A 13,962-nucleotide genomic window follows, 5' to 3' on the forward strand; every position below is an offset into this window, starting at 1 on the left:
ATTGGAGAGTGAAATATGCTAAAAAATTTATTTAAGAATAAAAATTTTATTTTAATAGTTATTTCTGATGCAATTAATAGGTTTGGGGATTCTATTGATAAAATTGTTTATCCATGGATGGTTTATGAAATTACAAATTCAACACGTATTATGGGAATTCTGTTTGCAGTTAATTTTATTCCTCAAATAGTTTTTCTTATATTAGGAAGTAATTTTATTGATTCTTTATCTAAAAAAAAATATTGTTATTTTTGGCAATATAATGCGTGGAATACTTGTCTTTTTTACAGCAATTCTATTGTTATACAATTCAATAAATACTTTTTACATATTCGTATTTTCCATAATCAGCAGTACTTTAGGCTCTATTATAAAACCCGCTAATAAAACATTAATACCTTTAAGCGTTACAAAATCTAAATTATTAGATGCTATCTCCTTTTCAAATTTATTAATTTCTATAACGGATATAGCGGGTTGTTGTTTGGAGGTTTTATATCTGTTTATTTCAGTCTATATATAGCTTTTATTATTAATAGTTCAACTTTTTTTATTTCTTCTGTTTTATTATCCTTCGCCAGGATAAATGAAGTACTTGAAAAAAATTATTCAAAGAAAAAACTTCTTTTTTTGATACCTTTAAATATATAAAGAATAATGAAATATTATTTCCAACCATTTTAATGGCGTTTATTATAAATCTATGTATAACACCATTTTATATATTACAAGTTGTATACGTAAAAGATATTCTAAATCAAAACACCATTTATATTAGTTATATGGAAATATCATCGTTATTTGGAATAATAGTGGGGAGTTATATAGTACCTAAAATAGTAAAAAACAATAAAAAACTTAATATTATTTTTTTAAGTATTATATTTTTAAGTATTACATATGCTTTATATTCACTTCCAAAAATACTGGATTTTATAAATAATATATTATTTATATACATAATACTTATAAGCTTTTTCTTTGGGTTTTGGGGCCTTTTTCGACAATTCCATTAAATTATTATATCCAATCGTCTTCCCCTAAAAACATGTTAGGAAGAATTAATTTATTAAAAAGTTTTTTAGCAAGATGTTCTGCTCCATTATCAGGAATAATAATATCAGTCTTATCAAACAAAATAAGTATAATAACATTATTCTTAATTTTGTCAGGTATTATGGGATTTTCAGCAACAATATTTTATTTGAAAAATTATAAAACATTTAATAACGAAGAGCATATCATCAATGATTTGATATAATATTTTTATACTATCAAAAAATTAAAAGTTTAGAACTTATACAAAAATTTTATCGTAGCTATATAACAAAAAAGGCGAGATTTGTTCTCGCCTTTTTTGTTTATTTCCAACTATTTAAATATTCTATTTGTTCTGGCGTCAATTCATCTATTTCTATCCCCATAGACTTCAATTTTATCTTAGCAATCTTTAAATCAACTTCATATGGAACCGGTCTAACATCTATTTCTATTTTTCCTTTATTTTCTTTTAAATATTTTGCTCCTTCCAATTGCAATGAGAAAGATAAATCCATGATTTCTACTGGATGACCATCTCCATTTACCAGATTAACCAATCTACCCATACCCAATAAGTATAATTTATTTCCATTTGGCATTGTATATTGTGTAACTCCTTCTCTAACTTCTTTTTTATCAACATTTATTCTTTCAAGATCAGCAACTTTTACTTCTATATCAAAATGCCCAGCATTAGCCAATACTGCTCCATCTTTCATTTTCAAGAAATGTCTTTCTACAATAACATCAGTATCACCAGTTACTGTAATAAAGAAATCACCTATTTTTGCAGCTTCATCCATTGGCATTACTTCAAATCCATCCATAACAGCTTCAATTGCTTTTATAGGATCAACCTCTGTAACTATGACCTTAGCTCCTAATCCTTTGGCTCGCATTGCTACACCTTTGCCACACCAACCATATCCAGCAACAACTACATTTTTACCTGCAACTGTTAGATTGGTTGATCTAATTATTCCATCCCATGTTGATTGACCTGTACCATATCTGTTATCAAAGAGATATTTCATATAAGAGTCGTTTACATCGATAACTGGCACTTTTAATTTTCCATCATTTAATAATGCTTTATATCTCTTTATTCCTGTAGTTGTTTCTTCGTTAATACCCCAAATGTCATCCAATAATTCCGGGAATTTTTCTACTATTCTTACGCCCAAATCTGCCCCATCATCTATTACTATATTTGGTTTTATGGATAATACTTTATCAATATTTTCCCAGTATAATTCTTCCTCTGGTGTTCTTTTAGCATATACATTTACTCCATATGTTTTTAAAGCTTCTGCAACATCATCCTGCGTTGATAACGGATTACTACTTGTTATTGCTACATTAGCACCCAATTCATGTAATACCACAGCTGTATATGCTGTTTTAGCTTCTAGATGGATACTCATAGATATATTTATTCCTTTAAAAGGTTGTTCTTCCATATACATTTCTTTTAATGTGTTTAAAACTTTCATGTGTTGTTTTACCCATTCGATTTTCATTCTTCCAGATTTAATTAAATCCATATTATCCCCTCCAATAAGTTTTGTATAATTTTATTATATCATATGAACACAGCTTTATATAAATATATTTTTTTGTCACCAACCACACAATATGCTTCTAAAGGATTTATTTTTACATCATCAAATACTTTTTTGCTAATATTTTTTATTTCACCTAAAGAAAATCCCGGATGCGTATCTTTTAAATCATCCAATATTTCAACATGTTCATGTTTTAATATATCTATTATTATTACCTTCCCATTTTTCTTTAAAACTTGTTTCATGCTTTTTAATACTTTTTCAGGTTCTAAAAAATGATGAAAAGCTAAAGTGGATATAATGATATCAAACTTCTCTGGTTTTTTATCCTTATAATATTCATTTGAAATTCTTATTGACTCTTTAATTTTTTCTGCAACACCCCAGATAGCTTCTATATTCCTCTTTTTCAACCTATTTAGCATACTTGGAGTTAAATCCAATGCATGAGGTAAAGAAATGATATTTTTTTCATTTAAACTTTTTATTATTTTTTCAGTGAAAAATCCCGATCCAGCAGCAACGTCAAGAAACGATATCTCTTTTTTATCCAATTCAATTATTTCTGATACTATTTCTTCTACCATAACATTTATACATTTATCGTTAAGATATGATTTTACAATTTCATCTCTTGAAGGAGCTTCTTCTTCAAAATGTTTAATCTGCTCAATGAGTTCATTTATTACTAATTTATCATATCCTAATTTTTCAAAAAATATTTCTACTTCACTCAATGTTGGCATCATTTTCTCACCGCCTTAAATCCTTTTTCAAAGTCTTCAATTAAGTCCTCCACATTTTCTATGCCAACTGAAACTCTTATCAAAGAATTTTTAATACCTATTTTTATCCTTTCATCTTCAGGAACAGCTGAATGCGTCATTAAAGCAGGTAATTCTATTAAAGATTCAACCCCACCCAAACTTTCAGCAAGTGAAAAAAGAGCTAAATTTTCAACGAATTTTTTAGCCTCATTTAATCCACCTTTTATTTCAAATGATAACATTCCTCCAAAACCTTTCATTTGTTTTTTAGCCAGCTGATGTTGTGGATGAGACTTAAGACCTGGATAATATACTTTTTCAACATTAGAATTTTCTTCCAAATACTTTGCAATAATTAAAGCATTTTTTTCATGTTGTTCCATACGTATTGCTAAAGTTTTTATTCCTCTCATAACGAGCCATGAATTGAATGGCGATAATATAGCTCCTATCGAATTTTGATGAAAACTTATTTTTTCATATAATATATCATTATTCAACATTACAGCACCACCAACAACATCTGAATGACCATTGATATACTTTGTAATACTATGTAATACTATATCGGCTCCAAGATCCAATGGATTTTGAAAATATGGGCTGGCAAATGTATTATCAACTACTACCACTAAGTCTTTTTCTCTGGCTAATTTAGAAATCTCTTCAATATCAGCAAGTTTTAATAACGGATTTGTTGGTGTTTCAATCCAGATCATTTTTGTGTTGTTTTTAATGGATTTTTCAATATTTTCTACATTTCTGAAATCAGTATAACTTACTTCAATACCAAAACGATTCAATACTTTATTAAATAATCTTTTTGTTCCTCCATAAAGATCATCAAAAGCTATAACATGATCACCCTGTTTTAATAAAGATAAAATTATAGTAGTTTCTGCTGCCAATCCAGAAGAAAATGCCAAACCATATTTTGCATTTTCAAGAGAAGCTAATTTGTCTTCCAGGCTATTTCTGGTAGGATTTCCACTTCTCGAATAGACATATCCTTCTTCAACTTCATCAAGTGATTCTTTTGCAAAAGTAGTTGAAAGATGTATGGGATAAATCGCATCTCCATATTGAATGTTTTTAGGATTTTCACCAACATGTATTGATTTTGTTAAAAATTTCATTTTAACACCTCCAAAATTTTTTCGTCATTTGTTTCAAAACCATGTTCAATTAACCAATCATCATTGAAAACTTTAGTCAAATAGTTTCTTCCACTATCAGGAAAAATCACCAATACCTTTTTGTTATTTATATTATTCTCCTTTAAATATTTTATTGTCCCATAAAGTGCTGCCCCTGAGGAGCCGCCAACCAGAATTCCTTCATTTTTTGACAAAAACCTCGTCATTGAAAATGACATCTGATCATTTACAACTACTATATCATCAATAGCCTCTAAATCTATAGTTTCCGGAATAATATCTTCACCAATACCTTCAACAAAATAAGAATGGGCATGTTTTAATGCTTCTTCTAACTTCACTCCTTTTTTTACAAGATTGTAAATAGAACCCACAGGATCTACTCCTATTATTTTTATTTCACATTTTTCTTTCATAAACGAACTTATTCCAGTAATTGTACCCCCTGTACCCATTCCGGAAAATATAAAATCTATTTTTCCGTTAAATTGTTCCCAAATTTCTCTTGCGGTTGTTTCATAGTGAGTTTTTGGATTATTTTTATTGTAATATTGATTTGGTATATATGCATATATATTTGGTTCAGTTTTTTCATTTAAAATCTTTTTTAATTTATCAATTTTATTTTGGTCAATAAGTTTTTGAACATAATCAACTATTTCCTTTATTTCATTAATTTCTAATTTTTTATTTCTTTTCCACACAAGATTACGTAATATTTCAGCAATTTTATAATAAGAATTTGGAGAGTCAGGGGTTACCTCTGTAGGGGTTCTAACAACAAAAGCACCATAAGCTTTTAATAAAAACTCTTTTTCCATACTTATTTTAGAAGGCATTGTAAAAATTAATTTATTTCCTTTACTCAGTGCATATAAGGCTATTCCTACTCCTGTATTTCCAGAAGTTGGTTCTATTATAATGGTATCTTTATTAACTTTATTCTCATTTTCAGCGCTTTTTAACATGTATACGCCCACTCTATCTTTTATACTTCCACCAGGATTAAAATATTCAATTTTTGCATATAATTCGTTTTTCAAATTAAAAAATTTTTCTATTTTATTTAATCTTACAATAGGAGTTTTTCCTATTAAATCTAAAATATTTTTAAAAATTTTTTATTCACCATGAAATAACCTCCTTTGTGAATTTGTTCTCAAATCAATGTAGACTAAAAATATCCGATTAACCAAATTATACCAAATAGGATAAAAAAAGTCAAGATTAAATTTTTAATGTAAACAAATATTAAAAAAAGACTTCTGATTCCAGAAGTCTTGATTTTCAGGCAAAGTATAAAATAAAAGCTCCCAAAGGAGCTTAAGCACTTTGCGAAGCAAAGGGATTTGAATTCCTTATTATTAAGTAATTTTTTCTAAATATTTTACGTAATGAAGCGTTAGCTTTCGCTTTGCGAAAATCTAAGGTTTAAAGAATTTTATTATTAAATATTTTACTCTAAACACTTCACTTTGTGAAGTGTTTAGAGTAAAGGATTGTCTATAACATATTCCTCAACAAGTTCTTTATAATCATCAAGCCAATATGCATTTGGATTTCTTTTAAACACCATGAACTTTCCTGCATTATTTGGATCATGTGCTCTTTGATATCTAAAAATTATATGTTCCTTTGTAAGACCAGCAACTTCAATTTTACCTGTTTCATGTGACATAGCAAATCTTGCTCTTTTTGCAAGTCCTGATATATTCATTATAGCTTTAAGAAATATCTGATATCCTTCTTCCACAGGAACAGCAAATGGCTTATTACCAGCAACTGGTCTTCCCTGGAAAACATAATATGGTGGAACTCCTATGAATGACAATTTTTTAAACAATTCCATCAAGGTTTTCCAATTAGCATTTACTCCTTTTATTAATGGAGTTTGATTTGCCAAAATCGCACCTGCTTTTAATAACATATTTACAGCTTTAATTGCAACATCAGTAATTTCATTTGGATGATTAAATTGAGTCATAATATATATTTTCTTTTCATTTGTAGAATATTTTTTTATCATTTCAATTAATTCTGGATCTTCAATAATTCTATACGGATTAAAAGCTACCATCTTTGAACCTATTCTGATTATTTGAACATGTTCTATTTCTCTAATTTGTTTTATAATATTTTCAAGTTTTTTAGTGGATAATAGCAATGGATCTCCACCTGTTAACAGTACATTGGTTATCTCTTTATGTTGTTTAATGTACTCTAAATCTTCACTTACATCTCTAACCACTTCTGCACCAACATTTATAAATAACCTTTTTCTGAAACAAAATCTACAAAATCCACCACATACATCATTTACCAAAAGCAATGCGGTATCTCTATATTTATGTTGTAATCCTTTACTTATGGTATAAGATTTTTCATTTGAAGCGTCAAGTCTTCCCCATTCTTCCAATTCTCCAATTTGTGGAATGATAAGATTTCTTATTGGGTCATCTGGATCATCCCAGTTGATTAAACCTAAATAATAATCATTTGCTCTAAACTTATATTTTTCTGTAACCTTTTTTAATTCTTTTTTTTCTTCCTGACTTAATTGTTCTACTTTATCAATATCAATTATATACTTTACACTCAATTCTAACACCTCCCTAAAATTAAATAAAAAGAATTGAATATTGAATATAAAACAAAAATAATGCGAATGATGGTTCGCAGATTACTTAAATGAGTATTGAAAGTTTTCTATTTAAAGACGTATAGAAAGTATTTTTGAAGCATTAATATTATATCATATTTCTCCACATTCTCAAAAAAGATGTATTTTAATATTCAAATATAACCTGAGGTTTTTTCTTTGTGGGGTGTTCTGTAATTATACAATCTATATCAAAAATTTCCTTCATTATTTTCTCTGTTATTATCTCTTCCGGTTTTCCTGAATATTTTATTTTTCCTTCTTTGAATATATATATTCTATCAGAATATAAAGATGCCAGATTTACATCATGAAAAATCGATAAAACACTTTTATTATTTTTCACTGATTCTTCTTTTACCATTCTAACCAATTGTTGCGTATATCCCGGATCTATTTGCGAAACAAATTCATCTAATAATAATATATCGGTATTTTGCACCAATGCTCTTGTTAACATTACCCTTTGTTTTTCACCACCACTAAGTGTATTGTATACTCTTTCCTTGAATTTCAATGTATTTGTCTTTTTCATAGTTTTAATAATGATATCTTCATCTTTAGAAAATAACGTTTCATATGGAATTCTGCCTGTTGAAATAATATCTTCAACAGTAAAATCAAAGGATGTAAAAAATTCCTGTGGAACAACTGAGATTTTTTTAAATAACTCTTTTTTTGAATAATTTTCTATTTCCTTATCAAATAATATTATTTCTCCACTTTTTTTCTTCTCTAAAAGCGTCAATAATTTTAAAACTGTTGTCTTCCCTGAACCATTAGGCCCAATTATAGAAACAAATTCACCCTTTTCAAGATATAAATATTCAATTTCAAGATTGAAATGATTATTATATGAAAACATGAGATTTTTTATTTCCAATAATTTCATAATCTATTTCCTCTTTTCATAATGATTATAAAAATAGGAGCCCCACAAGAGAGGTTGTTACCCCAATGGGTAATTCAGTTGGTCTGAATAAGTAGCGTGAAAAAAGATCAGCAAATCCTAAAAATATACCTCCATATATCATCGATCCAATTGTTGAATAATATATATTTGGACCTGTTATTTTTCTAACCAGATGTGGAATTATCAATCCAACAAAACCTATTATACCAGCTTTTGAAACCACAACAGAAACTGCAAAAACATTTATTGTTAATACTATTAATTTTATTTTTTCTGGATTAATACCAGAAAAAATTGATATTTCATCTCCCATTGCAACTACTTCTATATGTTTTTTAAAAATAAAGTTCACTGCTATTTGTAACACCAAAAATATAGTTAATATTATTAAATCATTCCATACAATATTTCCAGTGCTTCCCATGAGCCAGAAATTCACATGTAAAAGATTTTGCCAGAATAACACTGTAAATAATGTCGAAATAGAATTAAACACAAAACCAACTATAACACCACTCAAAATCAAAGAAACAACAGGTATTTTTTTCCCTTCTTTGGCAAGGGAAAAGGTTATAATCGTTGCTATTAAAGCAAAAATAAAAGCAAATGTTTCTATTCCAAATGGTAAGTCTATTCCATATACACTCTTTAAAGCGGTATATATTACTGCTCCAAAGCTCGCTCCTGAAGATATACCAATAATAAATGGGTCGGCAAGTGGGTTTTTTATTATCATTTGAAAATCATTACCAGCTATTGCAAGTATTGCTCCTATTAATAAAGTACCTATTACCCTTGGTAATCTTAAATTGAATATTATTCTATCATACAATGGATTATCTGAATTATTTGCAAATGCAAGAATTACATTTTTAAAGGGTATTTTTACCGTTCCTAAAGATGTAAATAATATTATAGATAATATAATAAAAACTATTCCCAATAACAGGGAAAAAATCGGGAATTCCCCCCGATTTTAATTTTTTCATTTATTTTCACTGAAGAGTTTATTAATCTCTCCCAATAAGTCTATTAATCCTGTGTTTGGTAATGATGCTTTATTACCGTCAATTATAAATACCTTTTTGTTTTTTACAGCATTAACATCTTTAAATTGTTCTGCATTCATTATTAAATCATATGCACCCTTATCTCCTGGATAATATGCTGGAACCAAAATAATATCCGGATTTTCTTTAACAACAAATTCCGGACCAACTGCAAACCAACCGTTATTTCCTGTATATGGTGCTGTTAAGTTAATACCGCCTGCATAAGTGATTAATTCATTTAAATATGAACCTGTTCCACATGTCCACATTTGAGAAACACTACCATATGCGGATAAATACATAACTTTCGGCTTTTCTTTCCAGGAAAAAGTATTTTTTGCTATGTTTAACATTTGAGCTCTTAATTTTTGTGCATAATCCTGAGCTGTTTTGTCTTTTCCTAATATAACGCCTACAAGTGTTAAATCTCTAAACATCTCATTTAATGTTGTTGGATTTATAACAAAGGATTTAATACCAAATTTTTCTAATTTAGAAACCTCACCTTCCTGAAATCCTCCAGTTAATAATACAACATCTGGATTCAATGATACTATTTTTTCTACATTTAATGGAACCATATTTCCTATTTTTTCTACATCGGTAATATATGAATCAAAATCCGTTACTCCAACCACTTTATCCTTTGCACCAAGTTTTACTACAAAATCTGAAATAGCTGGTGCTGCTACTACAATTCTTTCAACTTTCTTTTCAAAGGTTACCACTCTTCCTAAATCGTCAACCAATGCCACAGGTTGAAAGGCAAACAAAGATAATGTCAATACCAATAATAACGCCAAAAATACCTTTTTCATCTATAATCCCTCCTATAAAAAATCTATTTTCCATCTTCTTTTCGCGAGAAGATGGAACAAATCCCTTTAAAGCAGGTCTCCCGGCTCATGGCTCATCCTACTCCCAACGCCTTCCCAGAGAAATGTTTCCAGTGGCATAGTGTTGGTTTCGTCCCCATTCACGGTGGCGCGACCGCAACGGATTTTCACCGTTTTCCCTCACACTTTAAAGGAATTTTTATTTAATTGTCAATGATATTATATCATGAAAAATCCTTCATGTAAAGAAAATCCCGGGAAAACCCCGGGGAATTGATAAACACATTAAATTAATTAGTTACTAAGTTTCCAAAGTTAATCCATTTATAATCGCTCGTTAGACCTGGTGTATAAGGTGTTGAATTATTATCATATAATACTACAACTCCATTATCACCATCTGCTACTAATGTATAATAATTTGCACCTGCACCACCATTACCTACATAATTTACACTATATCCTGCACCTTGAGTATCATATTCACTTGCTACATAGTCATTATCACCATCTGGATCATTACCTGATGTATGTAAAGCATCAGCATTTGATAATGTTGTTGGATCTGCTACTCTAAATACAACAACTCCTCTATTTCCTGCTGCTAATGTATAATATCCTGCTACTCTTAGATTAATACCTGTAATTATAGCATCATCGAATCTTACGCCACCTTTAAGTGTCCAGGTTAATGCGCCAGCACCATCATATGAATAATTAACAACGGTTAATCCTTGAGTTCCATCTGCTACATATGCATTATCATTTGCTGTGTCTACGTATAAGTCAAATGCTGTTCCTGATGTGTCATATCTATCCTGAGCGTGGTCTGAATCTGGTAATGAAGGACTGTTTGCTGTAGAAATATCAAATAATACTATACCAGCTTCTCCATCTGCTACTAATAATCCTGGTTGTGCTCCAGCTGTAGTTGTATCATAATCATCATCATAACCTATTGCCATCATTACACCAGCGTTACTTGAACCTGTACCAGTATCTATAAATGTATTTACATAAACTGGAACTCTTGTGTTTGCCTGTGTCGTTATATCAAATACTGCTAAACCTTTAGGACCATCTGCTACATATAGCCATTCATCTCCACTTAAATCAAAACTTCCATCTACAGCATATGGATAAACATCATATGCATAACCGTCTGTATCTATATTTCCTATTAATGCTATATCTGCTGCATTTTCAAATGGTGTGTCATTTGCATCTGCATCTGCATCTATTACTGCAAGACCTTTAGGACCATCTGCTACATATATAAGATATTCTTCAGCACCTGCTCCATCATCATGAGCAACATAATAAACAGACCTTGCATAACCTGGAGTGTCAATTGTATCAATTAATGTTGGATTTGCTATATTTGCTAAATTAGCTCCTGCATCATATACTTTTACACCATTATCACCATCTGCAACTATCAAATATCTATTTCCTGTTACGAAAGTATCCCTTGCTACCGAACCTAAATCAAAACTACCCGTTAACGTTAATGCATTTATATCTATAATATTCAATCCATTATAACTATCTCCTATAAATCCTGTTCCTCCATCTATAATTATCCCCTTTGCATATCCTGCTGTATTATATCTTCCTACATATGCCAATGAAGAATTACCTAATTTTACTACTCCATTGGAACCATCTGCTACATATACATAATCACCTAATGCATCCACTGCTTCTGCATAACCAGCTGTATTATATGATGTACTTACGCTTGGATTTGTTTCATCACTAATATCTACTTTATATACTCCATCTTCTCCAGCTGCTACATATGCATAATTTCCATCTACAACAACATCTAATACATTTGAAATATCGCTTAACGTTCCTACGATTGCTGGATTTGTTACATCACTAATATCAACTATTACCATTCCACCAGAACCTGCTGCTATATATGCTGCCGTTCCATCTACCGTTACTGACTTTGAATCTCCATTAATTGCAAGGTGTGACTTTAATGTTAATGTAAATTGTCCTGATGGATCATCATCGTCACCATTAGCATCATCCGTAGTACCTGGATCAAATTGTGCTATGTATAATCCTTGTGTTCCTGATGCTACTAAAATATAATAATTTCCTCCTGATGTATAATAAGCTACACCTTTCGCCTCATCTCCTACGTAGAATGGATCTAATTGGTCATCTAACTCAAATTGAGGTGATGTGTTATCATCATCATAAAATGCTACCTTTAACCCTTTATCGCCATCAGCTATTGCTACATAACCTTCTGAATTAATATCAAATTTTGCTACATCATATACGTAACCATCTGTATCTATTACATTATCTGATGGTCCAGCATCCTGTTCTATGCTTGGATTTGCAGGTGTGCTTACATCAATTACAAATACTCCTTCATATCCTCCTGCTACAAATATTTTATCCAATGTTACTGTTGAGAAACTATATGTCGTACTTGAACCAGGAAGCTGAGTTTCTCCACCCTTTCCATCTTTTGCGACTACTTTCCAATAATATGTTGTTCCTCTTAATAAAGATAAAGCTGCTGTCTGTGAATTAGTTAAATCTGTAGCTATTTTTGTTGTTGAATCTAAATTATTTACCAATGTTTGATCTGTTCCTAAATATACATCATATGTAACGCTATCTCCATCTGGATCGGTTGCGTTATCAAAATCAAGTGTTGTTGTTATAGAAACATTATTTGCTCCATCTGCTGGTGTAGGAGCAGCACCTCCAAATACTGGTGGTGAATTTTCTGTTGGTAAGTTTTTACCATAATTTCTTGCAAAAATTATGAAATCATATAAGTCTATTTTACCATCAGGAAAAGCTATACTATAGATTGAATTTGTTTGCCAATCAGAAATAGGAGCTATTTCTGAAGGATATATATCAAAATCCGCATCATATGCTGCATCACCTAGTTGAGTATCATAATGATCCAAAAAGATTAAGAAATCATCAATATCAACAGTATTATCTCTTTCATCACCTGTAGTATCTGGATCATCAAAATCACCTAATAATATAGGATCATAAACTACTATGTCTCCACCATATGTATCAGCAGAAACTGTATTCAAACTGTGATCTAACAAAGTAACATCTAAGCTCGTATTACCCTGACCTTTAGGATTAACATCTTTTGCAATAATATATATTCTTACAATATCTTCGTCTTCAATAGTTAATTCACTACCATTTTGTGTTGTAAAGGTTATTTCTAAATCTCCTGGATTATTTATTGGATCTGAAAGTAATGTATTTACTGCTGCTGAATTCAATAATTGAACTCCATTATTTCCTTTTGATGTATCAATATCTATTAAAGTGTTTGGATAATATAAATGAATCTGAAAACTTTCTACTCCTGAGATATTTTTTGCATGAATCACTATAGAAGCTTCATCACCTGATCTTAAAGTAGTTGCATCCGAAACGCTTAAACCATCAGAATACGGAGCACTTGCTTTTGTAATAACCTTATTACCTGCTAACAATGCTGCTTTAGTTTCAATTTGTGTTTTTTCTACATTTAAATAATTTCTTTTTACTGAAAACAGTTTTTCACCTTTAACTATATCCTTTTGTGCTTTTGAAAACATTATAACTGTTTTGTTAGGATACGTTTTTACCAGCATCAATGATGTGTTTTTATTATAAATAAATGCGTCTTTTGGTATTCTTGTATTGAATTCCATCTCAATAGCTGATGCATTTACCTTTGAATAAAAATCATAATTTGCAGTTAAGTCTACACTTATATGATTTGTATTCAACATTTCTACCGGGACTGTCTTAAAGCATCCTACCAAAACAAATGCCACCAACAGCAAAATCCCCATAAATAAGAATCCTTTTTTGTTCCGCATAATTTCACCTCCGTGTATTATTTATTGGCATTAATAAAATCGACCAAAAAAAAAAAACTTTATAAATATTAAAAAAATATATTAAATTTAACTTTAT

Annotated in this window: 10 protein-coding genes and 1 riboswitch; of the genes, 1 reads left to right on the forward strand and 9 read right to left on the reverse strand. The window is 29.9% G+C overall.

The window, feature by feature from the left end; translation table 11 throughout:
- Positions 1-15: 15 nt before the first annotated feature.
- Positions 16-384, forward strand: coding sequence for a hypothetical protein (locus tag DJ007_RS07680; RefSeq protein ID WP_129409088.1), 369 nt, complete (start codon positions 16-18; stop codon positions 382-384).
- A 977-nt stretch (positions 385-1,361) separates the two neighbouring features.
- Here DJ007_RS07680 and DJ007_RS07690 read toward each other — a convergent pair.
- The 9 genes from DJ007_RS07690 to DJ007_RS07730 all read right to left on the reverse strand — a co-directional run bounded on the left by DJ007_RS07690 (position 1,362) and on the right by DJ007_RS07730 (position 13,865).
- Entirely contained in the window at positions 1,362-2,585 is a 1,224-nt protein-coding gene (locus DJ007_RS07690; RefSeq protein WP_129409090.1) for an adenosylhomocysteinase, read from the reverse strand.
- Positions 2,586-2,623: 38 nt separating this feature from the next.
- Positions 2,624-3,355, reverse strand: a complete 732-nt coding sequence (locus tag DJ007_RS07695) for a class I SAM-dependent methyltransferase (RefSeq protein WP_129409091.1) — start codon at positions 3,353-3,355, stop codon at positions 2,624-2,626.
- The gene (locus DJ007_RS07700; RefSeq protein WP_129409092.1) at positions 3,352-4,509 is read right to left on the reverse strand and encodes a trans-sulfuration enzyme family protein; all 1,158 of its coding nucleotides are present in this window, start codon (positions 4,507-4,509) and stop codon (positions 3,352-3,354) included. Before DJ007_RS07700 ends, DJ007_RS07695 begins: the two co-directional genes overlap by 4 nt.
- A complete protein-coding gene (locus DJ007_RS07705; protein WP_129409093.1) occupies positions 4,506-5,648 on the reverse strand; it encodes a PLP-dependent cysteine synthase family protein in 1,143 nt (380 codons plus the stop codon). The genes DJ007_RS07700 and DJ007_RS07705 overlap by 4 nt, the downstream gene beginning before the upstream one ends.
- A gap of 368 nt (positions 5,649-6,016) precedes the next feature.
- Positions 6,017-7,168 (reverse strand): KamA family radical SAM protein, encoded by a 1,152-nt coding sequence (locus DJ007_RS07710; RefSeq protein ID WP_276318720.1) that lies wholly within the window; start codon positions 7,166-7,168, stop codon positions 6,017-6,019.
- 148 nt (positions 7,169-7,316) lie between these two features.
- Positions 7,317-8,081, reverse strand: coding sequence for an ABC transporter ATP-binding protein (locus DJ007_RS07715; protein ID WP_129409095.1), 765 nt, complete (start codon positions 8,079-8,081; stop codon positions 7,317-7,319).
- Between the two features lie 25 nt (positions 8,082-8,106).
- Positions 8,107-9,045 carry a FecCD family ABC transporter permease gene (locus DJ007_RS07720; protein WP_240739385.1) on the reverse strand — a complete coding sequence of 313 codons (939 nt, stop codon included), beginning with the start codon at positions 9,043-9,045 and terminating at the stop codon, positions 8,107-8,109.
- A gap of 42 nt (positions 9,046-9,087) precedes the next feature.
- Complete coding sequence (locus DJ007_RS07725; protein ID WP_129409096.1) at positions 9,088-9,972, reverse strand: ABC transporter substrate-binding protein; 885 nt, start codon at positions 9,970-9,972, stop codon at positions 9,088-9,090.
- Between the two features lie 53 nt (positions 9,973-10,025).
- A riboswitch (cobalamin riboswitch) is annotated at positions 10,026-10,195 on the reverse strand.
- Positions 10,196-10,280: 85 nt separating this feature from the next.
- Positions 10,281-13,865 (reverse strand): LVIVD repeat-containing protein, encoded by a 3,585-nt coding sequence (locus DJ007_RS07730; protein WP_129409097.1) that lies wholly within the window; start codon positions 13,863-13,865, stop codon positions 10,281-10,283.
- Between the last annotated feature and the right edge of the window lie 97 nt (positions 13,866-13,962).

It is taken from the genome of Marinitoga lauensis, assembly GCF_004135675.1.
Classification (GTDB): domain Bacteria; phylum Thermotogota; class Thermotogae; order Petrotogales; family Petrotogaceae; genus Marinitoga; species Marinitoga lauensis.